Source organism: Puniceicoccales bacterium, from assembly GCA_031255005.1.
Classification (GTDB): domain Bacteria; phylum Verrucomicrobiota; class Verrucomicrobiia; order Opitutales; family LL51; genus JAIRTH01.
This window is the reverse complement of sequence record JAIRTH010000011.1, coordinates 1-22,554: the sequence shown is the minus strand read 5'-3', so window position 1 is coordinate 22,554 and position 22,554 is coordinate 1. Positions and strand designations below refer to the sequence as shown.

The following is a 22,554-nucleotide window of genomic DNA, read 5'->3' as shown; positions in this document are numbered from 1 at the left end:
TTCGCTACCACTTGCAAGAACTTGCATGAACAATTTTAGATCTAATCATCGTTTTCGTTCAAGAAAATCTCTGATCAGCGCATAACATTCGGTTGCCATAACATCGCCACGAACCATTGGTCGATGATTAATTTTATCGATGGAACGCAGATCGATAGCACCGCCAAGACAGCCCATTTTACCATCACCAAAGCCAAAAATCACCTCGCCGATTCTCGACATTATCACCGCACCAGAACACATGGGACACGGCTCTTTTGTCACGTAAAGTCTAGTTTCATTAAGCCTCCAATCACCTATCGCCTTGGCCGCCTGAGTGATAGCTAACATCTCCGCATGGGCAGTAGGATCAACGAGCTTACATACACTATTATGAGACGAAGCAATTACCTGGTTGCCAAAAACAATAACCGCACCAATAGGAATTTCGTTTTCATTCCATCCATCTATTGCCTCATTGTAGGCCAATGACATAAAATACAAATCATCTTTCCTCAGCACCGATAAAAATTTTTTCTCAAAAGGACACGGTTCCATCACAACACCAATGAGCCAATCCAGCCTAGAATTATGACCGGAAAATTAAAATGAATGAACGCCGGGATTGTGGTATCCCAGATGTGATCGTGCTGGCCGTCGGCACCAAGCCCCGATGTGGCACCAAGCATTGTGTCTGACACCGGCGCTCCGGCATCACCGGTAATACTCGCAGATGCAACTATTGTTATGGTCGCTAACGTACTGAATCCCAACTTCATACATAACGGCACATAGATGCTAGTAATGATCGGAACGGTGGAAAATGAAGAGCCAATGCCCATGGTAATGAGCAAGCCAATCATTAACATACCAAAAGAAACCATGGCTTTGCCACCTGTGGAACCGGAAGCAAGCCAATTCACCAACTCTCCAATATCGCCGGTCGACCGAATAACGGCGCTGTAACCAGCCGCAGCTATCATTATGAATGCCATCATAGCCATCATCTTAAACCCTTGAGTCACAACATTATCTGAATCCATCCAGTGAACAACACCTCCCACAGAAAACACCAAAAAACCGCCCAAAGCACTGGCAATGGTACTCTTTGTTTTCAACTGGATGGCCAACGAAATGATAATTGCAATGATCGACACCAAGATATTTTTAAATGAACCCTCCTTCTCATTGAGTTTACATCGATCGTCATTTATAGCATTGTACTCCCGTGGTTTATGGTACATCAGACAGGAAGAAATCAGCCCAATTACCATGCCAATGGTAGGAAAAATCATGCCCAGCATCAATTCTTTCATTGACGCTTCCATCCCATTAAGATTTAGATTATGCAGCAAAATATTATTTAAAAAAATATGCCCAACTCCATAGGGCACAACCATATAGGCAACAACCAGGCCAAAAGTTATAATACAGGCCACCAGCCGACGGTCTATTTTTAATTTTGAAAATACGCCAAGCAATGGTGGTATCAATATGGGAATGAAGGCGATATGAACCGGAATGACATTTTTAGACAAAATCGACATTAGACCAATCGCAACCAATATGATTATTTTAAATTTTGTGCATTCGCTATCCCTCGCCGAAGCATTTTTTATCGACAAAATTATCCTATCTGCCAGCATCACCGAAATGCCTGAATGGGCAACCGCCGCAGCAAAGGCTCCAAGCATAGCGTAGCTCAGAGCAATTTTCGCGCCATCTCCAAGGCCATTGGAAAAAATTTCCAACGCCTTTTCAAAGCTAAATCCATCCACCATTCCGCCTATTAACGCACTGGCAGTCAACGCAATGACAACATTCACCCTAACCATACTAAGAATGAGAACAAGCAACACGGATAAAATAACGGAATTGGTTAAAATCACTGCTTGGACAGGAAGATTTTTGCACCAAAAGTCAACCAGTTCATCGCTCATTTGTCCATCAAAGTATGAATTTCATCGAGCAAACACGGTCACAACAGCCAATTTTACCTATTCTGGAAATAATCTCCGACGCTTTAAAACATAACTCACTGCGAATCACACTGTTACTAACATTTACCACCAACATACCATTGGGTAAAATTTTAGACGGAAAACAATACCTAGCATAGTCGCCCCCTACAATCTGTTCCCAATTAGCAACTAAATTACTATTCATAGATTTCAGCGAATTTTTTAAATACATGGCACATAGACACTTCAGTGCGTCATGCATCAAAACTTCTCTGTGAAAAATTGCACAGGACTCATCCTGAGGTAAATTACGAAAATCAGCGATCAAATTGTTAATTTCCCTGGAAAATTCCATAAAATTATTGAAAAATCTCCAATGCTCTTTTTAGCCGAGCCAAAACAGTCTTTTTGCCAAGCACAGATAGTAATTTGTAAAAGCTTGGCCCAACGGACCTTCCAGAAACAGCAAATCTGACTGTATGGATATAGTCTCCGGTTTTGACATGATGAATTTTCGCCAATGCAACGATAAGTCCTTCCAATTCATCCTGATAGTAATCGGTCATATTCATAATTCCGTCGACCACTTCATCTATCCTTTTCTTCGGATCGAACTTTGCTAGCTTTTCCTTTACCTCATCGTCAAACTCGTAATCTTCTGAAAAAAAATAGCTCACAAAATTCGACAATTCCTCGAAGGAACGCATCTTCTCTTGGCAAATGGATAAAACATCAAAAACATACTCTCTATCAGTATCTTGCGTAATGATGCCTTCGTCAAGCAGTATCTTTATACCAATGTCCCAAAACTCATCCATCGGCATAGATCTTAGATATTCTGAATTTATATGAGCCAACTTTTTTTCATCAAACCTGGCGTTGTTTTTGTTAATATCTTTCAAATCAAACATTTCAACAATATCTTCAATAGGAAGGACTTCCGTATCATCTTTCGGCGACCAACCCAGCAGACACAAATAATTTCTTAGAGCATTTGGCAAAATTTTTCGTTTCTCATAATCCTCGACCAATGCACCAGTGTCGCGCTTACTCATCTTTCCTTGCCCGTGCTCTTTCAAAATCAACGGGATATGTGCAAAATGGGGAACCTTTGCATCAAAAGCCTTAAAAAGCTCAATATGTTTGCTGGTATTTGATAAATGATCTTCGCCGCGAATCACATGCGTGATCTGCATGTCTATGTCATCGACGACGTTAACGAAATGAAACACCGGAGACCCATCAGATCTAAAAATGACAAAATCCTTCTCTTCTTTGCGTGTTACGCGCCCACGAATCAAATCATCTATCACCTGCGGCTCTCCGGATATTTTGAAATAAATCGCACCATCTTTATCATAGACTCGATCGCTTGACCTAAGTTTAGCAAGATATTTTTTATATATCTCACCGCGCCTACTCTGGAAATATGGCCCAAATTTTTCCCTAGCAAAGGGACCTTCATCCCAATCCAAGCCAAGCCATCGCAGACCTTTAAATATAACATCCACAGCATCTTGCGTATCTCTATGCGCATCGGTATCCTCTATTCTCAGCACAAAAGTACCACTGGTATGCCTAGCATATAACCAGTTGAAAAGCGCCGTCCTGGCACCACCTATGTGTAAAAACCCCGTCGGACTTGGAGCAAATCTAACACGAACATCTTCCATCAGTACTGTTTTAAACTATGTAACAATAATGACAATCTAGCAAGAAAATATGTGATAATTATTGATATAAAATTAGCAACTTGTTTCTAAAGTCGCTAAACTGCATATGCTCTTTGACCCATTCTTTGGCAGACTTTAATCGCACGCCTGACTCACAACCACTAATATTATCAAGTTGTTGCAAAACAAAATTCACATCACTTCGTGAATCAACAACATTGCAAAATGATTCGCCGGTAATATCGTGACTCAAATCATTTCCGCGGGATATTATTGCCGGAATGCCTCTCGCCAACGATTCAACCAAAGCATAATTGAAATTTTCGTGATGGGCCAGCGAAATATAGTAATCAGTAATCGCAAATATTTCTTCCTTCTTTTCCAGATCTGCAAATCCTGTACATCTAATTTCAACACCACATTTTTTGGCCGTAGCATAGCATTGCTTAAACGATATATCATCTTCTGGCCCAACAAGTAACAGAACAATTTTGGCGCGATTTTCTTTTAAAGATATTATGACATCGAGTGGATTTTTGACGCTGTTTAACCGACCAAGACATAACAAAACCCTAAAACCTTCTTTGATTCCATATCGGATCCTTAGCTCTTGTCTTTTCTTATCTAATTCTGTCCATTTTTTTTCATAAAGCTCTGTGGGCCAATATAAATCTACATAATTTGCATTGGAGAAAAATTCCATGGCTTTAATTTTTTCCGCCGAGGTTGCACAGATCACATATCTTGCATCGGCCAAAAATTGCTTTCCAAACATATTCAGCCATAAAGCTTTGCAAATTTTTCTCTGAGATCTAACGAATCTATCCAAAGCTCCATGAAGAACAACATTGTACGGTATACCATACTGTCGGAACATCTTATGGACAAAATGGCAATGAAATCTATACAAACAATGGCAGGTAATGATCTTCGCCGATTTCACTACATATTTTTCAGCACTTTCCAATTCATACCTATTAATATAAGCAAAAGCTCTGCCAAAAAAATTATCACAGGGGCTCAGTTGATATATCTCCTTAGCTATCAATGAATGTCGAAACATATCATCGCCAGAAAATACCACAACCGAACCACCTAACGCTTCGGTAAAATGATTTACATTGGTAGTTAATCCACCGTCACTAGGCCTAAGTCCAACACCAACAGATATATGACCACCATCGAATATCCTCTATAATGTAAGCAAAAAGCCACTAGGCAATACAAAATTTCATTATAATTACGCTAGACACCATGCTTGCCATCGCTCTGCCAAATGTCATACACAGCTTTAATTCCACAATCATTTACCTTCTCACGCTTCATCTATCAGAACTTTTAAAATAAAAAGCACTGAAATAGTTAAAACATAAAAGCTAACTAGCTTCTTTTATTTTTTATATGACCCATCTTCGATATACTCATATTTTTCATATCAATTGATAATTTTTTATTTCTCGCCTGCCTTTTGTTTAATTTTCTGCCATTTCTACTGGTTTGTGCAGCCACATTATTTCGTCGCCATCTTCTGCCCCTTCTGCCAAACCGATTTCTACGCCCATAACCCTTGGCCAGACTATTATTATTATGCACTGGATTTGCCATTGAGTCAGTTGTCGTTGAGCTAGTTGCCAAACCAACGGCTGGGTTACTTACTGGATTAGCTGCCGGTTGTACTGTCGGCACATTTGAATCACGCCATAATGCAACAGAATAGCTACCATTTTGATTTTCATATAAAAATATTGCATCCTTACTGGACACCGCCTCTAAAACCTTCGCAGTAATACTCACACCGTCTCTACCTTTAATCTTTTCACCTTGGCTACATTTCTTGTTTTTTATTCTCAGCTTATTGCAATCATTAATATGAATTACTCCATTAGCTCCATTCATGACACAATAATAACTGTTACCATTGGACAGAAAAACCTCTGCAAATTTGTCATTGTTGGAAAAATTAATATCATTAAATCCACAAATAACTATTGTCCGCTTAATGGCCTTCGCAATATCACTGCATTTGTAATTCTGCAGCATGGTATCCTCAGTACAATCGTGCTTATCATCAAGATTCTTATGAATATATTTTCTGATTTTATATGCATCAAAAATAGAACAATCTCTTCCGTGGTTCAACCCAATGGCTATCGCCCAATAGCCACTAAATAATCCATGATCAGACACATTATGCAAAATTAAATCATTTACAATTAATGAGTTACCAGTGCCGTTAGAGTTGCGCGTCCATTTATTAACCGCCGCCACATTGGGCCTGGACGCGGTAACGGCAGCTAATTCATTACTCGCACCAAAACCTATAAATAATACCCACATGGCAAAAAAAATTGCCCAAAACCTACTAATCATTAAATTTTTCATTTTCACAACGGCAGATATATTCTCTTCATTATTATTTTAGGATGTCAACAAAATTATTAATAATTTTCAAAATATTAATTTTTACATCAGCGACCATATGAAAGCTTCATCTTCTTTTCATTACGTAACTAGCTTGATGAAATGCAAAGGCGAAAATACTATGAAAGGTCATTCCACGGTATCGATAAGATCATATTAATCCACAAAATCAGCAAAAATTTTTAGTGTTTCTAATTTTTTGAATTTCGGACTTTTTTCAAAATTTTTCTATTCCTCTTTAATTTTTTCTTTGCAGAAGCATTAAATTTTTTGGCACTCGCCACATGAGATACGCCAATTTTGCCTTTTTTATTTTTTTTGCCTTTTTTGCGTCCATTGGACCTGCGGCCACCGCCACCAGCTCGTGCATTTTTTTGACTTTTCCTTGAAAATGAACCACTAAATGCGTTACCTTTTTTTCTTTTTGACCTCTTAACCCCGCCGTTAGATTGCGCGATTTTTTTGGAAGATCGTACATTTGGCTCAGCAATTATTCTGTTATCTACACTGGAATTAACACTTTGGACCGCATTTGTTTCTGGTGCCCTAACACCGCCCAATACTCTAGCCTTAGGCAATATAATCTTTTCAAATTCATTAGATGCGCGGCCCAAATTATTTGGCAATCCAACTACCCAATGAGGCATACCGCTAGGCATGCCTTCGGCTGGTATGCGATGAAGAAGAATCACTGTATCTCCATTATTAAAGCCATAGTCTTTGCTAAAATCAAAATTGCTAACCTCTTCAATATACCTATTGCCATCTTTGTAATTTATGACGATAACCTCTCTCCCGGTTTTATCTCTCACGCCAGACATGGCTATGATAACACCAAGACTTTGAGCAATTTTTCCGCTACATTCATTACGGGTAGAAAAAGCAGTCCCACTGTCACGACAATCCGCATCATCACTAACATTGGGATAAGCAATCCTTCTGATAGCCAAAGCATCAGCACAGCTATATCGACCGCTCTGCGGATTCAATCCTACGCATACAGCATAATATCCACATCCATTCCAGCCGCCACCAGATACATTATATAATGTGCGCCTAAGATATCTAGCCAACACAGAATTGCCATAGCCCCCGGTCCACTTTCCTTCTTTCACAAAAATGCCGTAACAATCAAATGTCATAAACGACACAATCGACAGAAATGTAATGACAACAACCCTCTCAAATAATGAGCATTTGCCACAATTAATCCTTTTCATAACATCTAAATATCTATAATTATATTAAAAAACTACAAAATGCCAATAAACTTATATCAAATCCGGACACGAATACCCATTGACATCAATTCAGAATTAAAATACTTTTACTTTCATCACTTTTGACTTCTACTTCACTTAACCTCCTTATATCAATATTCTATACCATGCCATTATGCCAATCAAAACACTAACTTTCCATCAAAATAATTCTAAGCCACTATTTTTTGCCTTTTACTTACTGACTCCAATTTTAGATTGCAAAAAACACTCATATTAATTGATTTCTAATTTCATGAATGGCTGAACATCTCTTAAAATTTAAAAGATGTCAAGAGAAATTTACACCACATCTAATATTTTGTATAAATCGGCAAATTTTCTATTTTTTCTGGTTCAATGCCTAGGGCCATTTATTTTGAAACCCATTTGTTCAACGCCATCATTTCCGTCGCTCACTTCTACTTAGACTTCGTTTTTTTTTCGGAACAGCTTTAGCAACAGACTTAATTTTTAAATGACTACATTTTTTACCAGATTCTAAAACTTTTACATTCCGAGAATCATTTTTCTTAAAGGCAATAAGTTTGGTACCAAAATGAAAACATTTTTTCTTAAAATATGACATGGTTGGGATGGTATTTTGTGCCACATTTAACGGCTGAAACGGCAGAACTTTCAATACCTGAGTCCCCAATAATGGATCAAGTGAATGACAAGAACTTGGTGACGAAGGATTTTTTGCATTTAAGTCTATATTGAATGTATTTTCGAAGCGAATGGATCCGTCATAATTTTCCAAACCACCATTTTTGTTCTGCAATGCCACAACCCAATGGGCACCTATATTATGAATGAATATCGCATTATTTTCACTGATAACACATTGCAATTTTTTGTTCTGGGATATTTGATTGGAAAAAAAATTGCTCCAGATCTTCTCAAAATTACAGCGATCCACACCATCCGATTTGGCATCGAAATTTTGTATTTCAGCATCGGACGGATAGGGCATCACATCATTTATATTTATCCATTTATCGAAAAAATTTTTGATAAAATTAACCTGGGTTTGTTCAACCACAGCTTCATTCACATTGCCATTGGATTTAAAATATTCATCATTTCCATACAATTTTTTAAACAATTCATACCTGGAATTCCTCAAATAATCCACATTTATTTGAGCCTTTAAGCATTTGACACCAACAAGTTGTTGATTATTTTTATCCATACCATCGATAAAATCGCCATTTTCTGTGTCACCGCAGGCTTTATAAATAGTTACTTTGCAAGGATTAATTTTCTTTGAACCAGAGTCATTATTAAGGCCAGAAACAACTATCGATTTATTTATTTTCTGTGCAATTTTTATACAATTGCATGATTCTAACTGCATATTATCCTTGGCATTAACATAATTATCCAGCGATGAATGCACTATCCTACGGATATTAAGCATATCTTCACGCTCATAGATCCCTTTTTTCGGACTATTTCCAACAGCTATTGCCCAATAGCCACAATTGCCATCACCGGGCACATCGTAAAAATCTCGCCCAAGCTTTACAGTAACCGGAGAATTTACATCAATACAGCAACCCACTTCGGCACCATAGCAGTGTCCAGTGATTACCACTGCCGAGAAAAAAAACATAGCCTCCAGGATCATGCCAATCGATAAACATTTCTTCATAACTTATATATATCCAATAAATAACTTTTCATCATAGAACACAAAAATTTCATGACCATTCACGACAATCTCTGATCATCACCTCAAAATGCCAATAGGGCATAACTCTGGCATCAAAGTCTAATATATCAAGCTTTAATTACTAATTTTATTTCTCATTCTTTTCATTCTATGATAGGATTGGTTCAAAAAAATTCGACAGAAATGCGCGGATGCTTAGCAAAACAGCCAGTGAACTACCATTTTCGATTAATAAATCGCATACAAAAAAATGCTACTTTTTACATATCACTAAACCAAGCAGTGGAAAAGGCCATTGCCAACGGCTTCACCTACCTAGTCCTGGACCATAGCAGGCTCGACTCCCTTGCCCAATCCAAAGCGACCTGGACCAAAATGCCTCTAATTTGAAAAAATCTCCACCAAAGCAATTAATATTGAATGGACCAATAACCACAATAAGATCATATTTTTAAAGAACAACATACCGATTTTCGATACCGATGGCATCAGGAATACGGCTTTGGAACTTGCATTGAAAACAGAAAAAATATTTAAAAATTTATCCTGGGAAAATTTTCAATTAACTGTGCCCAGCTATTCTCAAGCCCGAGATAGCAGAATATCCATTGACAAATCCAAAGATGTGACTTTAACAACCTAGGCTTTCGTTGATTTTTTGTCATTAGCTATGGAGGTTATTGAAATATTGACTTGGATTTCAGTGGTAATTTCTCTGATTGGTGCCTACTTAAATGCAACTCTTCGATTGAAACTGTGCTATTTATTATGGTTATTCAGCAATGGATTTTTATTTATCCGTAATATAAACATAAAAGAATACGCCCAGGCCACCATGTATGCGGTTTATTTGGTCATAACATTCATTGGCATAAAAAATACAATAAAAAATCCTGGATGGTTAAACTCCCAGCGCAAATGATGTTTAGGCTTGACCGTCGGTCATTCTATACATTGGTATGCCATGGCAATGGACAGGTATTGTTTTGCCAAAATAACCTATTATGAAGAAATTTTATATAACGACGGCCATAGATTATGCCAATGGGAAACCACACATTGGCCATGCCTATGAAAAAATTTTGGCAGATGTGATATCAAGAATTCATCGTCTTATGGGAGAAGAAGTCCATTTCCTGACTGGATTGGATGAACATGGTCAAAAAGTTCAACAAACGGCGGAAAAAAATGGCATGACCCCTCAGGAATTATGCAATGCAACCGCCGTAGAATTTAGGTCCATGTGTCGAGAACTTTCGATTTTGTATGATGACTATGTACGCACAACCCAACCGCGACACAAGGCAGTGGTTATCAATATATTACAGAAATTATTTGACCAAGGAGATATATACAAAGCAGAATACAGCGGCTACTATAGCACTGTAACAGAACAGTTTCTGCAAGAAAAGGATAAAGTCAATGGCATCTGGCCAAAAGAAGTGTTTGGCGATGTGATTGAGATGAGCGAATCCAATTATTTTTTTCGCCTGACTAAGCACAGAGATTGGTTGGCAGATTATATAAATGGCCATCCAGATTTCATTTTTCCACAGTTTCGCGCAAAGCAAGTCCTTGAGTTTCTGGCAGATGACATCAATGATCTATGTATTTCCAGACCCAAGCATCGATTATCCTGGGGAATTCCATTGCCCTTTGATGATCAATATGTCACCTATGTATGGTTCGATGCGCTCATAAACTACATTTCTGTAGTAGGTTACGGCACAAATGATTTTGAAGAATATTGGCCAGTGGATTACCACACCATAGGCAAAGATATTCTTGTGCCTGCCCATGCGGTCTATTGGCCAATAATGCTTCATGCTCTAGATATCCCTATGCCAAAGACACTTCTCGCTCATGGCTGGTGGACCTGTTCCGGCACAAAGATGTCCAAAAGCCTTGGTAATGTAATAAATCCGATGGAGTATGCGAAAATATATGGCTCCGATCCTGTTCGCTATTTTTTGATTCGCGAGATGAAAGTTGGCCAAGATAGTGATTTTTCCCACGATTTATTCAGTGCCAGATATGACAATGATTTGGGCAATGATCTAGGCAATTTGGTCAGCCGAATATTGAACATGGTGTCGCGCTATTGCAATGGCGTGTGCCCAGAATATACTCAAGATCAAGGCTATGATGGAGGCATGATAGCGCTATGGGCGACGATTAAAGATAGATTCATTGATCAGTGCTATGGCTTGCAGTTTCATTTGGCCTTGGATGATCTGTTTATTTTCATAAGAGCAACCAATAAATATATAGAAACCATGGCGCCATGGAAGCTGGCAAAATCCTCTTCCAGTGATGACAAAAACACCTTGTTTGCAACATTAGCCATTGCAGCAGAATGCGTTAGGATAACGGCCCTGGCTCTATATCCATTGATGCCGAATATGGCTGATAAGATATTTTATTTGTTTGGGATGCATCCTGGAAAACTCTGTTGGAAGACCGACCTATTGTTCAGCAACTCGTTGGCTGGCAATCGATTTATTGAAAGCGCAATACTTTTCCCGAGGCTAGATCCTTAGTTGGAACGAGTGTTCTTCACATCATCCATCATCAGTCTATAAAACATCACGTTTTCATATTTACCGAACCTTTTTACGTAGTCGACAGCTTCGCTTTCGAAGATGAATCCACATTTTTCTATGACTCGCCGAGAACCGACATTGCGAGTCATATGATTCACCTCCAGCCGATGCAATTTCATAACGTTGAAACAATAATTGATGACAAGGCGTGCAGCAGCAGTACAGTAACCATTGCCCCAGTAAGGCTTACCAATCCAATAATGCATTTCGGCCTTATCATGCTCGCTGAATATGGATAGGCCAATGGTGCCGATGAAATCACTTTTAACATTTATGCTCCAGTAAAAGGTTTCGCCGCGCGCCATGGTATTGTCTATGTGGCGGATCCAGAACTCTGCCATTTCTCTGGTATAGGGATAGGGCGTGTAGGTCAGCAAAAAAACTGTTTCCCTATCGCTCAAATAGGCTGTTATGTTATCAATATTTTTGTATGATAAAGCTTTAAGAATCACGTCCTCTGAAAAAATCATCGGAGCATTTTCCAGTCCGCCGAAGCCATTCATAGCGAACTCATACTCCCATCATAAAACCAGGATTATAGTCTCCAGAAACCGGAACTCCTTGATCTACAGCCTGTTGAGGAGCGCCATCTTCGGCAAATTTGGCCAACTCAGGGAATTTCGTTTTCCAATGATCCATGGCATTTACAAAATTCTCGACGGATTTATAAAATGTTATTTCATCGATGAAGTCCATGTCTATGTACTGACTTAGCATCACTGTGCTATCCTCATCGGAGAGACCAAGATTTGCGCCGGCAGTATCACTCCAAAAATGATTATATTTTAAAATTTCCCTCAGCGCATCAACGCTATCTCTTTGCAATACACCAACATAAGAAACCATCTCAACCTGATTTGAATCTTCTATGGCAGCGCATTTCATTATTAAATCATCATCAAAGGCAAGGTAACAGGCTCCCTCTTCATCAGGTTCCAAGTTGCCGAGCTTCAATTGTTCAGCTAAATAGCCAACCACTCTTTTAAATTTAATTAAGTCACCCATCCTTATAGAATTGTATTTTTATTGGCTGATAAAACAATAACAAAATTTGTCAATTATCAGTTTTCATATTTTTCACCATCGCCACACCATTTCTATCAATGAACGCTATCTTGTTGCATGGCAACACTCCAGCGAAGGACATGCAGGACGATACCGTGGCATTTTTGTGGAGAATTGTGCCAGGATTTAGAACAGAATTACAGCCGACCTGGGCCAAATCACCAAGGATTGCACCAAATTTTCTGAGACCGGTATCCTTCTGTAAAACACGCACACACTTCTTATCCAGCCGCAGATTAGCCAAAATTACGCCGGCACCGAGATGGCAATGGTTGCCAAGGATCGAATCACCCACGTAGTTAAAATGAGGAATTTGCACGTAATTCATTATTATAGAGTTCTTTAGCTCACACGAATTGCCAATAACACAGCCACAGCCAATGATGACATTATCCCTTACATAGGCACCAGGCCTCAACTCGGTCTCCTTGTCGATGAACACGTTATTGCCCAATGTGGCAAAATGCGGCAATTTTACACTCGGATGAATATATACGTTGCGGCCTACGGAAACTCCACCGCTAATTCCCGGCGCTAAGTTCTGTAACCTCCTTTCTTCCAATGCTATCTTTATCTTGCAAAGCCATTCCCATGGAGCCTGATGGAGATCAAAATATCCGCTAAAGTGACCAAAGTTTTCTGGAAATTGAAAAAAATCTATCGCATTCATGATTTTATTTATCACCTATTTACCGCCATTATCATCCCTAAACTTAACCACAACTTCCTTACCTGCAGTAACATCCAGTCTATAAACCGGAAGCTTAGTGCTAACCTTTGTGTCGGAAAGGATAAAATTGAGTTTTTCGAGTTGCTCTTCAAAATTGCTGTCACTGAAAACCACCTCTTTGGCAAAACTACATCGCAATTTTATCCTTCGCCAAGGCGCAGCATGTTTCCCCATAACTTTGTCACAGGAAATTACCTCAAATTTAGAATATATGTTCGGATACTTCTTCCTAGCCAGAGACATAAGTTCGGCAACTCCATCGATCCCATCGGCACATTCATACTGCCCGGAACGCTTGTCTTTCTTGATCATAGCAGCGTCAAGATACGGCAATCCCTCCACCATCTCCCTCGAATATCCCATGCCTTGAAATATAACCCCTTCAGAATCAATGAACATTTGAGTTCTGACCATCTTACTTCTGTTATTCTCCTGGCCCAACACACGTAAAACTGGCCATCGCTCATGGATATGAATTTTTATCGTATCAGGAAATGATCTTTTGACTTCCACATGCTTTATTTGCCTGAATAGCTCAAATTTATCTCTGATTTCGAAAATATCCACATCCATAATGTCAATATTTTTTTTCACTGAAATAATTCCTTTCGCCCAGTGAGCTGACAAAACGCCATCGGACAGAAAATCTATCTGCCTGACCGGCTGGGTAAATATATTCTGCTTGAGAACAGGATATCGCTCAACCAGAAATAGATAGCTTCCATAGGCTAGTCCAATGATAATCGCTCCGACCGATAGCCAAAGTGCTAATTTTTTAAACACATGATTCAGACAGTTGGGCGATTTTTTAGCAATCTCATGCACAATTTCGGAGCAATTTAATTTGATGATAATAGGACATTTTTTAGCGAAATACCCGACCGTTTCAGAACTGGCATTATCATTTCAACGCAAAGCTCTTGGAACGATAAGCCATTGTAGGCAGCGCTTTTTGGAAACAAGCTAGTGGCAGTCATTCCGGGAATTGTATTAATCTCAAGGAAGTTGACAACACCTTCATTGGACAGGATGAAATCAATGCGCCCGAAATCGCGACAGCCACAATTGGCATATATTTTCTCGGACCACTCTGAAAATACAGCAACTAAACCGTGGTCAATTTTTGCTGGCACAATATATTCGGTCATCCCGGCTACATATTTATGCCTATAATCATAGAACCCGCTCTTTGGCATTATCTCTATCATAGGCAAAGACTTATGTCCAAGAATTGGCACCGTTATCTCGCGGCCTCGGACATGCTCTTCAACGAACCAGTCGCCACGCAAAACTTCACCACAAACCGCCAACCAGTCACTTTTGGCAAAAATCCTGTGAACTCCAATACTACTTCCTTTGCCCACCGGCTTCAATACAAAAGGATGGCCAGAAAATGCATCGCAAAGTTCTTCATATTCATACTGCCTAGACTCTAGTTCGACAAATTTTGCCGTATTAATACCCAGCTCCAACGCCAAAGTTTTTGCACGTAACTTATTCATACATAACGCACTAGACTGCGAATCGCTGCCAGCAAAACCAAATCCAGTGGTTTCTAGCAAACGCTGAAGCTGACCATCTTCACCAAATTCCCCGTGCAAAATCGGAAAAATTACATCTGTTTTTGGGTCCAATTTTACAGGAATTTCATCTGCATCCAAGTGTATTTTTACCACATTCAAAATATCTGCCAACGCACGGCATACCGCCTCACCACCTTTCAGCGAAATTTCTCGTTCCGATGAACTGTAACCACCACATAATATAACTATTTTGTTACATTCTTTCACTTTAATTCTCTGCCATTATCAACATCAACTATCTTAAAATTTTCCGCATGAAAAGCAGAATCTGCTCGAAAAATCAATTTTACATTATTATTACGCTCAATGTCCAATAGAACTTTTTCGTAACGTTCGCGAAGATATTGCCCCACAGAGGGATGAATAAATATTCTTATCCGCTTCAATTTTGTTGAACTTCCGTTTTTCGCATCGCCACCTAGCCGTCTCAGGATACCGCTTAGTCTGCGCTGAATTTCCAAACTGACTGCCCGCGAAGACTTTACGAATCCTTTGCCACTGCAATAAGGGCAAGCATCACGCAAATCTCTCGCCGTACTCTGCGAATGCCGTTGCCTGGATATTTGCATCAAACCAAAATGAGAAATCGGCAATATCTGGGTTCGTTCCCTATCTTTTCCGATCAATTCACACATCAACTCATAAAGTTTTTTCTTATCGCGCGGATTTTTCATATCGACGAAATCCACAATTATTAGCCCGCCAAGGTTTCGGAGCTTTATTTGCCTGGCGATTTCTCTAGCAGCTTCAGCATTAACCTGATAGATAAAATTCTTATTTTCCGTCTCATCATTTTTATTTCGATGAGCTCCGGTATTAACATCGATGGCTGTTAGTGCCTCTACTTCTTCTATAACAATCTCTCCACCAGAAGGTAACGATACATATTTCATCATGGTCTGCTCGACCTGGCGCTCCACATTGAATCTCTCAAATATGGCAATATCATTGCTAAAATAATGAATTTTTCGTTTGGAACGCGACGAAATTGTTCCCACCAAATCTAAAATTTTATTGTAATCATCTTCATCATCTATTATGACTCTATCTATATCATCTGTAAGGAAATCGCGAACGGTGCGCTCGATTAAATCCGGTTCCTTATAGATCATCGCTGGGCCAGAATTTTTTTTCATATTATTGCTAATTGTCTCCCATTTTTTCAGCAAAATATGAATATCTCTCACAAAGTATCTCATTTTTTTTCCTTCACCAGCGGTCCGAATTATCAATCCCATACCGTCGGGAATTTTTATTTTATTCAAAATCTCTTTCAACCTCGATCGTTCGACCTTCGATTCTATTTTTTTTGAGATACCACACTCGCCACTGAACGGCATCAATACTACAAAGCGGCCAGGCAATGCAATGTTAGTCGTGACCCTTGGCCCCTTGGTTCCAATCTGCGATTTTATTATCTGAACCATTATTTCGGAACCAATTGGATACAATTTCGGAATATCACTGGCCGCAATGGTTGCTTTTTTTGCCGTCGTATTTTCTCGAACCACCTCCACCGATGAATCTGCTGCCGGAATGGCGTCCCAGTAGTGCAAAAATGCATTTTTTTCAGTTCCTATCTCCACAAAAGCCGCTTTGAGACCAGATTCAAGGTTCTGAATTTTTCCTCTAAATATCGCCCCAACGGAATTATTCATATCCGAATATTCGATCTCAAATTCTTGCAGCACACCATCTTCCAGCAATGCAACTCGTTTTTCTGTGGATGATGAATTGATAATAATTTCTCGAAAAATTTTGTCTGACCGCGTAAAAGCTCTTATTATTCTTTGCAACAAAGTCTGCTCCTTTGACCTTATAAGCGCTTCGCCTTTAAGGACTTCCTTCGATGGGCCGCTATAAACTGGCTCCTTAGGAGTTTTTCTCAACTCTGCCACTATCCTTTCATCATTAAATCTACCCATAATTTTCAATTATAACTCTTTCTAAATCTAAAAACACTCTGTATGATGCCTTGTAAAATGCTGCACACCAACATGAACGAGCCACCATAACTAAGGAAAGGCAATGGAATTCCAGTAATCGGCATCACCCCGATGGTCATCCCAATGTTGATCAAAATATGGATCAGTAGAATAACACTGGCACCAACACATAATAGCATGCCAAATCTATCACGAGCCATGCATGCGATCTTTAACCCATTGCCTATCAAAATAATATATAAAATTAAAATAATCACCCCGCCAATAAATCCATGTTCTTCGGCGATGACTGAAAAAATAAAATCATTGGATGCCACAGATTTTGGCAAATAGCCAAGTTTTGCCTGGGTGCCATTGCCATGGCCTTTTCCACAGAAACCACCAGACCCAACGGCAATCAATGACTGCCTCAGGTTCCAACTAATACCAGTACCTTTTGGATCAACAACATCTGGTGCAACAAACGAAATTATTCTATTTCGTTGATAATCTTTCAATGGCAAAAAAGAACGATTTTCATACTGACCAATCGCCTCATAAGGATTTAACTTATTGCTATCCAGAAAGATATGATACGAATACGCATCTACCGCCACCAGACCAATTGCAAGTAAAATAGAACTCAAGACAACCACAAAAAATTTACTCGAAAGATTTGAAACAAACAACAATGAAAAAACCATAGGAAAAAATGTAAGTGACGACCCAAGATCAGGTTGCAACACAATCAACATTGTTGGCACCATCAATATTAACCCAGCCTTCAACATGGTTATCAGCGAATATCTTACAGCTCCCACATTGGAGCGCGCCAATAAACTTGCCATCATAATGAGCGTCCCTATTTTGGCCGGCTCGGATGGTTGAATTAAAATCCCCACATTGATCCACCGCAGGGAACCAAATCGTCGAACACCAATGGGCGTCCACAGCAATAGCAGAAGGACGATGCCTAGGCCATACAGCCAGTGAGCATTGCGCATCAACACGTTATAATCTATCCGGCCCACAATTATATAGGCCATCATTCCGATAATTGACCAAACTAACTGCATTTTGGACAGCACAAATATGCCACCTTCTGCAGAGTGTATCGCCAAAATTCCAATACTCATTAGGCATCCAATGCAAATCAATGACACTCGATCCGCCCGGTCAATCGCACTGGCAAAAAACAATCTAATAGTGGATAAAAATCTATCTTTTATACCGTAAACTACTTTCATTATTAACTGTCACATGTTATAAAACATGTTGCGGCATATCACTTTAGGGAATTTAGTCGAGTTTTGATAGAGGCGTCATAAACTTCATCTCCGATGGAAATCTTTACCCCAGCGATCAGCTGTGAATTTTCCTTTGCCACCAAATCCACCTTGTGATTTTTTATTGCCTCAATGATATTTTTTAGAGAATTAATCTCTTTTTCATCTAAAGAACCGGCATACTCAATTACTAATGTATTGTCCTGAATGGCCTTACGTAGTAGCTTAAAATATTTTATCAAAGCGACCTTGCCATCGACAAATTCAGACAGTACTGTGACCACCGCCCTAGTTTTTTGAAATGACACTTTGGAATCGCTGTCAAAGGACAGAGCAACAAGGTTTTTAATCAACGCATCATTGGTTCTTTTTTGCATAGAAAACGTCTCGCATTTCGATGGAAGCCGCTCGGACAAAATTATCTTTATCATCTTGCGACAGAGTTTTTTCCAAAACCTTAGACGCCAAATCAACCACCAGATATTTCAGTTCACTTTTAGTATTTTCAATCATAGCGTCGCGCTCTGCGCCAATATCAGCCCTGGCCTTGGCAAACATCGATTCCATAGCAGCAGCCATATCAGCTTTTTGCTGGTCCACATAGACCTTGGCCTGTTGCTGAGCGTTTCCAATGATCTCAGACGCTTCGGTCTTCGCTTTGTCTATCATCTTCTCGCGCTGACTGTTAAGGTTCTCCAGCTCAGCTTTCATATCGCTGGCATACTTCAATCCTGATTCTATTTCGCTCCTACGCGCATCCATGGTCCTAAGCACCGGCCGAAAGGCAAAACGATAAAGCACAAAGACCACACATAAAAAATTAACCCCTTGAATCAGAAGCAAATGCCAATCTATGCCGAACTTGCCAAAAATAGCACCAACAGCAGAAGAAGCAAAATATACTGGCAACTCAATGGCCATTAATACCTATCAAAAAATAATTCAATAACCGAACATAACTACTTTTGAGAGAAGAACAAAGCATAGAATGCAACGGCTTCAGCTAGGGCCATGCCGAGAATCGACTGCACTAAAACCTTGCCCGAAGCTCCAGGATTGCGACCGACAGCTTCCACTGCCTTCGTTCCAATCATCGCTACTCCAAGCGCAGCAGCCACACAACCACACATACCAGTCAGGCCCTTCCCGGTCACCTCACCTATAACACCAATAACATCAAACGGCATATTTTATTCCTTTTATTAAATCATTAAACACCATAACTTATTCTAAATTAACATGATGCAGTTCATCGTCATGGTTAACAATTAACCCGACATAAACAGCCACCAATAGAGTAAATACAAAGGACTGAATTAGTCCAACCAAAATTTCTAAAAAATAAAATGGCAGCGGCAACAGAAAACCTAAGTACTTTATTATAAACGCAATAAGATTTGCACCACCACCTAAAGCATTCAAAGCAGTTCCAAACAATTCGGTCTTTACAAAACCGTCATTGGTCAAAAACTCGCTGAATGTGTACATGTTATGAAGCAGATTGTCGCCACCAAACACATTGCCATACAATCTGAACGACAATGATACTCCTCGAAAAAGTATCGATATGCACTCTATGAGCCCAACGCCAAAGAAAATAATGAACAAAAATCCATACATAAGACCAGGAATACCTTCCCTCTCGGCCTTGTTGCCAAAAATATGACCATAGAGTCCAGCGACTCCTACATGTTTGATTGACAAATACATCCATGCAGCCAATGAAATCAACGCCAATGCCAATGTGGCATTTAAATCCGAATTAACCGGCCTTAATATGCCAACATAGACACCGCCACTTTTGTGCAGAATCGAGCCAATGCCAGGCAACAGTCCACTCCAATTTTGCAGTAATATAAAAACAAAATAGCCAAACAGCAACGGAAAAATATGCCGAAAGGCTTTTCTTCCCATAATTGGTTCCATAATTGTTTGCAAACCACCTAGTATTGACTCAACCACAGCCTGACCTGTCCCAGGAATCTTCGTCGGTCCAGCGCCAACCAACCACTTCATTAATAATATTATGGCCAATGAAATGACCCAGCTCGTGACCAGAGTATCCGTTATGCCTTGACCAAAAACCACTTCTGGACTGGCTGACAGAGAGGAAGTTTCTGCTGCAGCACCATGGGCACCAGCAGCCATAGCCATAGAACTAATTGCCATGCCACCTAAGAAACCTAAAAACAACTTCACTACTCTCTCCACTTGCACTAACTTTTCTATGAAAAAATAAATACTTGTCCAATAAAATATTTCAAAATTGACAATTTGGACATATTAAATATAATTACTATGTTATGGTTTTTGCTAGATTTAACGCTAATGGCGCCAATTGTAATCGCTTTGAAGCAGCTAATCAATTGAAAAACAATAAAACTAGCTATTTTGGCGCTCTACTCTTGACATTTCAACCAAGGGATAAAGTAAATGAAATGTTATGTAATGCAATAAATAAATCACAACAACCAAATGTTCCAAACAAATCCTTGACCAAACAAAACCCAAAGAGATCTGACAAGAAAGCATGGAGTAATTTTCGCAATAAAATAAAAAATTATACGAAAAATTTTACGAGCAAACCCAAAGCACAAACAAATACCACTACTATTACAAATGAACCAGCAATTACTCCACATAACATCACCAAACATGAAATTCCCAATGAACGAATTCTCGAACTCACTGAAACCGTAAAAAAATACAAAAAAGCCCTGGAAGATACCCAGATCTCCACCGATTATGATTGCACAAAAAAAATAGGCAATGAGGCCAATAATGCACTAGAGTTTGCACAAAAGGCTAAAGCTATAGTATTAGAAAAATTACCACAGAATCAGGAGGACGAAGAATTAAAAAAAGCAGTTGCAAAGTTAGAAACAGCTATCACTGATCTTAATACCCAAGTTGACATTTTTAATTCTTTTTATCGAAGAACTTTTAACGATGACAATAAATAAATGCATCCATCGCATTGGCGCTTTATAAAAAAATAAACTTCCGTCAACTAAAATTATCAAAAAAAAGTTTGACACCTAAATTCTATAAAATATAATCAGCGCATTATGATAGGAAGTATTAATATTAGTGGCCAGAATGTTAGTTTCTTTGAGACAGTCAATAAGCTACTGAAAAATAACACCTGCAAAACACGTTTTGGAGCAACGATCACGGTACTTTTCTCCAGCAAAAAGTATATAATGGAGAAATTAAACACTAATAAAGAAAATATGACACAAACTTTTCTTACCAAAAGGACCTCATCCATTACCCATTCTCCAGATTTTGAAGAAAATAAATCGGAAGCTATAGCAAATACTCCAGAAATAAAGGGAATTAATGAAAACAATCACCAGGAGCCAAATGAAGTCAGTGGCCTCTATGACAATACAAATCAACAACCATTGAACACATCCATATCAACGAGAGAAGCATCTAACAATATACAAAATAGCACAGATTCGATCAAAAAGATGATCGACAGCCAAAATGTTAACATTAATACACTTCGCGACGAAATTCTTTCAATAGCAGACAATATCCAGGGAGCTGTGGTTTTGATAAAAAGCAACGGCGGCGCAATTAATATAAATTCAGATCAAAAAGTAGACCTAATGCAGATCCAAAGCAATCTCATCCAGCTTTCACCACTTCTTGAGAAACTCATAAAATCAGAATTCACTCCTCTCGACGAAAAAAGTAAGTCAATTCTGCGCGTCATGTTAAGAGGTGAAAAGGGTAGCTTGCAATCCATGACCAACGCATTACAAAACGTCCTGAACATCATGAATACACTGCCATAGCTATTTTTTATTCACAAAACTTTCTAAATATTTCCAAAAAGAACCACTGTCCTCGGTAAGCTGCTAAATCTGCCATCGCCAAATAAGACCTGCAGAAACATGGACAATAATATGAAAGGAAACAAACCGAAGTGCTCCTGGGCAAAAAGTAAATATCCGGAAAACCCTAAAGAACTGGCGGCGAAATCATATGGCCAAGCAAATAATACAGTAGATTTAACAATGACAATAGATTAAATAAATGCATCCATCGCTCGGCGATTCATATCAACCGCATTGGCGCTTTATAAAAAAATAAACTTCCGTCAACTAAAATTATTAAAGAAAAATTTGACATCCAAATTCTGTAAAATATAATCAGTGCATCATGATAGGGGGTATTAATATTAGTGGCCAGAACGTTAGTTTCTTTGAGACAGTCAATAAGCTGCTGGAAAATAACACCTGCAAAACACGTTTTGGAGCGACGATCACGGCACTTTTCTCCAGCAAAAAGTATATAATGGAGAAATTAAACACTAATAAAGAAAATATGACACAAACTCCTCTTACCAAAAGGACCTCATCCATTACCCATTATTCAAC

General features: G+C 39.1%; 25 protein-coding genes. 6 read left to right on the top strand and 19 right to left on the bottom strand.

Features of this window, described 5'->3' with window-relative positions; genetic code table 11:
- Window positions 1-45: 45 nt before the first annotated feature.
- From LBH49_01220 to LBH49_01185, 8 genes are all read right to left on the bottom strand, one after another.
- On the bottom strand, window positions 46-537 hold the full coding sequence (locus LBH49_01220; GenBank protein MDR0351256.1) for a nucleoside deaminase: 492 nt from the start codon (window positions 535-537) through the stop codon (window positions 46-48).
- The gene (locus tag LBH49_01215) at window positions 537-1,919 is read right to left on the bottom strand and encodes a hypothetical protein (GenBank protein MDR0351255.1); all 1,383 of its coding nucleotides are present in this window, start codon (window positions 1,917-1,919) and stop codon (window positions 537-539) included. The genes LBH49_01220 and LBH49_01215 overlap by 1 nt, the downstream gene beginning before the upstream one ends.
- 7 nt (window positions 1,920-1,926) lie before the next feature.
- Complete coding sequence (locus LBH49_01210) at window positions 1,927-2,295, bottom strand: DUF721 domain-containing protein (protein MDR0351254.1); 369 nt, start codon at window positions 2,293-2,295, stop codon at window positions 1,927-1,929.
- Between the two features lie 4 nt (window positions 2,296-2,299).
- Window positions 2,300-3,613 carry a glutamate--tRNA ligase gene (locus LBH49_01205; GenBank protein ID MDR0351253.1) on the bottom strand — a complete coding sequence of 438 codons (1,314 nt, stop codon included), beginning with the start codon at window positions 3,611-3,613 and terminating at the stop codon, window positions 2,300-2,302.
- A 58-nt stretch (window positions 3,614-3,671) separates the two neighbouring features.
- Window positions 3,672-4,697 (bottom strand): glycosyltransferase, encoded by a 1,026-nt coding sequence (locus tag LBH49_01200; GenBank protein ID MDR0351252.1) that lies wholly within the window; start codon window positions 4,695-4,697, stop codon window positions 3,672-3,674.
- A gap of 296 nt (window positions 4,698-4,993) precedes the next feature.
- Window positions 4,994-5,995: a hypothetical protein gene (locus tag LBH49_01195; GenBank protein ID MDR0351251.1), complete on the bottom strand. Its 1,002-nt coding sequence runs from the start codon at window positions 5,993-5,995 to the stop codon at window positions 4,994-4,996.
- 230 nt (window positions 5,996-6,225) lie between these two features.
- The gene (locus tag LBH49_01190; protein ID MDR0351250.1) at window positions 6,226-7,254 is read right to left on the bottom strand and encodes a hypothetical protein; all 1,029 of its coding nucleotides are present in this window, start codon (window positions 7,252-7,254) and stop codon (window positions 6,226-6,228) included.
- Window positions 7,255-7,696: 442 nt separating this feature from the next.
- The gene (locus LBH49_01185) at window positions 7,697-8,950 is read right to left on the bottom strand and encodes a hypothetical protein (GenBank protein MDR0351249.1); all 1,254 of its coding nucleotides are present in this window, start codon (window positions 8,948-8,950) and stop codon (window positions 7,697-7,699) included.
- 171 nt (window positions 8,951-9,121) lie between these two features.
- Here LBH49_01185 and LBH49_01180 point away from each other — a divergent pair, with 171 nt between their 5' ends.
- The 3 genes from LBH49_01180 (at window position 9,122) to metG (ending at window position 11,511) form a co-directional block, all read left to right on the top strand.
- Window positions 9,122-9,361, top strand: coding sequence for a hypothetical protein (locus LBH49_01180; protein ID MDR0351248.1), 240 nt, complete (start codon window positions 9,122-9,124; stop codon window positions 9,359-9,361).
- Between the two features lie 280 nt (window positions 9,362-9,641).
- On the top strand, window positions 9,642-9,893 hold the full coding sequence (locus LBH49_01175; protein MDR0351247.1) for a hypothetical protein: 252 nt from the start codon (window positions 9,642-9,644) through the stop codon (window positions 9,891-9,893).
- A gap of 82 nt (window positions 9,894-9,975) precedes the next feature.
- On the top strand, window positions 9,976-11,511 hold the full coding sequence (gene metG / locus LBH49_01170) for a methionine--tRNA ligase (GenBank protein ID MDR0351246.1): 1,536 nt from the start codon (window positions 9,976-9,978) through the stop codon (window positions 11,509-11,511).
- On the opposite strand, the gene LBH49_01165 is transcribed toward metG, so the two are convergent.
- The 11 genes from LBH49_01165 to LBH49_01115 are packed head-to-tail and all read right to left on the bottom strand — an operon-like array spanning window position 11,508 to window position 20,332.
- The gene (locus LBH49_01165; GenBank protein MDR0351245.1) at window positions 11,508-12,077 is read right to left on the bottom strand and encodes a GNAT family N-acetyltransferase; all 570 of its coding nucleotides are present in this window, start codon (window positions 12,075-12,077) and stop codon (window positions 11,508-11,510) included. The genes metG and LBH49_01165 overlap by 4 nt on opposite strands.
- 7 nt (window positions 12,078-12,084) lie before the next feature.
- A complete protein-coding gene (locus LBH49_01160; GenBank protein ID MDR0351244.1) occupies window positions 12,085-12,579 on the bottom strand; it encodes a type III secretion system chaperone in 495 nt (164 codons plus the stop codon).
- A gap of 49 nt (window positions 12,580-12,628) precedes the next feature.
- Entirely contained in the window at window positions 12,629-13,309 is a 681-nt protein-coding gene (locus LBH49_01155) for a UDP-N-acetylglucosamine diphosphorylase (GenBank protein ID MDR0351243.1), read from the bottom strand.
- 15 nt (window positions 13,310-13,324) lie between these two features.
- Complete coding sequence (locus LBH49_01150; protein MDR0351242.1) at window positions 13,325-14,152, bottom strand: FtsQ-type POTRA domain-containing protein; 828 nt, start codon at window positions 14,150-14,152, stop codon at window positions 13,325-13,327.
- Between the two features lie 56 nt (window positions 14,153-14,208).
- Window positions 14,209-15,159, bottom strand: coding sequence for a D-alanine--D-alanine ligase (locus LBH49_01145; GenBank protein MDR0351241.1), 951 nt, complete (start codon window positions 15,157-15,159; stop codon window positions 14,209-14,211).
- Window positions 15,156-16,877, bottom strand: coding sequence for an Rne/Rng family ribonuclease (locus LBH49_01140; GenBank protein ID MDR0351240.1), 1,722 nt, complete (start codon window positions 16,875-16,877; stop codon window positions 15,156-15,158). The genes LBH49_01145 and LBH49_01140 overlap by 4 nt, the downstream gene beginning before the upstream one ends.
- A 5-nt stretch (window positions 16,878-16,882) precedes the next feature.
- On the bottom strand, window positions 16,883-18,124 hold the full coding sequence (locus LBH49_01135; protein MDR0351239.1) for a rod shape-determining protein RodA: 1,242 nt from the start codon (window positions 18,122-18,124) through the stop codon (window positions 16,883-16,885).
- Between the two features lie 38 nt (window positions 18,125-18,162).
- Window positions 18,163-18,540, bottom strand: a complete 378-nt coding sequence (locus LBH49_01130) for a F0F1 ATP synthase subunit delta (protein ID MDR0351238.1) — start codon at window positions 18,538-18,540, stop codon at window positions 18,163-18,165.
- The gene (atpF, locus tag LBH49_01125) at window positions 18,521-19,084 is read right to left on the bottom strand and encodes a F0F1 ATP synthase subunit B (protein ID MDR0351237.1); all 564 of its coding nucleotides are present in this window, start codon (window positions 19,082-19,084) and stop codon (window positions 18,521-18,523) included. Before atpF ends, LBH49_01130 begins: the two co-directional genes overlap by 20 nt.
- A gap of 38 nt (window positions 19,085-19,122) precedes the next feature.
- Window positions 19,123-19,350: an ATP synthase F0 subunit C gene (locus LBH49_01120; GenBank protein ID MDR0351236.1), complete on the bottom strand. Its 228-nt coding sequence runs from the start codon at window positions 19,348-19,350 to the stop codon at window positions 19,123-19,125.
- Window positions 19,351-19,387: 37 nt separating this feature from the next.
- Window positions 19,388-20,332, bottom strand: coding sequence for a F0F1 ATP synthase subunit A (locus LBH49_01115; GenBank protein MDR0351235.1), 945 nt, complete (start codon window positions 20,330-20,332; stop codon window positions 19,388-19,390).
- 134 nt (window positions 20,333-20,466) lie between these two features.
- On the opposite strand from LBH49_01115, the gene LBH49_01110 reads away from it, so the two are divergent.
- The 3 genes from LBH49_01110 to LBH49_01100 form a co-directional block, all read left to right on the top strand.
- Window positions 20,467-21,126, top strand: coding sequence for a hypothetical protein (locus LBH49_01110; protein ID MDR0351234.1), 660 nt, complete (start codon window positions 20,467-20,469; stop codon window positions 21,124-21,126).
- Window positions 21,127-21,231: 105 nt separating this feature from the next.
- Window positions 21,232-21,969, top strand: coding sequence for a hypothetical protein (locus LBH49_01105; protein MDR0351233.1), 738 nt, complete (start codon window positions 21,232-21,234; stop codon window positions 21,967-21,969).
- Between the two features lie 367 nt (window positions 21,970-22,336).
- The coding region (locus LBH49_01100) for a hypothetical protein (GenBank protein MDR0351232.1) at window positions 22,337-22,554 on the top strand (218 nt) is incomplete at its 3' end.

Excerpts from the sequence above, each read along its gene's own strand:
- LBH49_01135 (MDR0351239.1), bottom strand. The coding sequence starts at position 18,124 with ATGAAAGTAGTTTACGGTATAAAAGATAGATTTTTATCCACTATTAGA.
- LBH49_01205 (MDR0351253.1), bottom strand. The coding sequence starts at position 3,613 with ATGGAAGATGTTCGTGTTAGATTTGCTCCAAGTCCGACGGGGTTTTTA.
- LBH49_01175 (MDR0351247.1), top strand. The coding sequence starts at position 9,642 with ATGGAGGTTATTGAAATATTGACTTGGATTTCAGTGGTAATTTCTCTG.
- LBH49_01215 (MDR0351255.1), bottom strand. The coding sequence starts at position 1,919 with ATGAGCGATGAACTGGTTGACTTTTGGTGCAAAAATCTTCCTGTCCAA.
- LBH49_01160 (MDR0351244.1), bottom strand. The coding sequence starts at position 12,579 with ATGGGTGACTTAATTAAATTTAAAAGAGTGGTTGGCTATTTAGCTGAA.
- LBH49_01195 (MDR0351251.1), bottom strand. The coding sequence starts at position 5,995 with ATGAAAAATTTAATGATTAGTAGGTTTTGGGCAATTTTTTTTGCCATG.
- LBH49_01140 (MDR0351240.1), bottom strand. The coding sequence starts at position 16,877 with ATGGGTAGATTTAATGATGAAAGGATAGTGGCAGAGTTGAGAAAAACT.
- LBH49_01210 (MDR0351254.1), bottom strand. The coding sequence starts at position 2,295 with ATGGAATTTTCCAGGGAAATTAACAATTTGATCGCTGATTTTCGTAAT.
- LBH49_01105 (MDR0351233.1), top strand. The coding sequence starts at position 21,232 with ATGATAGGAAGTATTAATATTAGTGGCCAGAATGTTAGTTTCTTTGAG.
- LBH49_01165 (MDR0351245.1), bottom strand. The coding sequence starts at position 12,077 with ATGAATGGCTTCGGCGGACTGGAAAATGCTCCGATGATTTTTTCAGAG.
- atpF (MDR0351237.1), bottom strand. The coding sequence starts at position 19,084 with ATGGCCATTGAGTTGCCAGTATATTTTGCTTCTTCTGCTGTTGGTGCT.
- LBH49_01220 (MDR0351256.1), bottom strand. The coding sequence starts at position 537 with ATGGAACCGTGTCCTTTTGAGAAAAAATTTTTATCGGTGCTGAGGAAA.
- LBH49_01190 (MDR0351250.1), bottom strand. The coding sequence starts at position 7,254 with ATGAAAAGGATTAATTGTGGCAAATGCTCATTATTTGAGAGGGTTGTT.
- LBH49_01180 (MDR0351248.1), top strand. The coding sequence starts at position 9,122 with ATGATAGGATTGGTTCAAAAAAATTCGACAGAAATGCGCGGATGCTTA.
- LBH49_01130 (MDR0351238.1), bottom strand. The coding sequence starts at position 18,540 with ATGCAAAAAAGAACCAATGATGCGTTGATTAAAAACCTTGTTGCTCTG.
- metG (MDR0351246.1), top strand. The coding sequence starts at position 9,976 with ATGAAGAAATTTTATATAACGACGGCCATAGATTATGCCAATGGGAAA.
- LBH49_01185 (MDR0351249.1), bottom strand. The coding sequence starts at position 8,950 with ATGAAGAAATGTTTATCGATTGGCATGATCCTGGAGGCTATGTTTTTT.
- LBH49_01115 (MDR0351235.1), bottom strand. The coding sequence starts at position 20,332 with ATGGCAATTAGTTCTATGGCTATGGCTGCTGGTGCCCATGGTGCTGCA.
- LBH49_01110 (MDR0351234.1), top strand. The coding sequence starts at position 20,467 with ATGGTTTTTGCTAGATTTAACGCTAATGGCGCCAATTGTAATCGCTTT.
- LBH49_01120 (MDR0351236.1), bottom strand. The coding sequence starts at position 19,350 with ATGCCGTTTGATGTTATTGGTGTTATAGGTGAGGTGACCGGGAAGGGC.
- LBH49_01155 (MDR0351243.1), bottom strand. The coding sequence starts at position 13,309 with ATGAATGCGATAGATTTTTTTCAATTTCCAGAAAACTTTGGTCACTTT.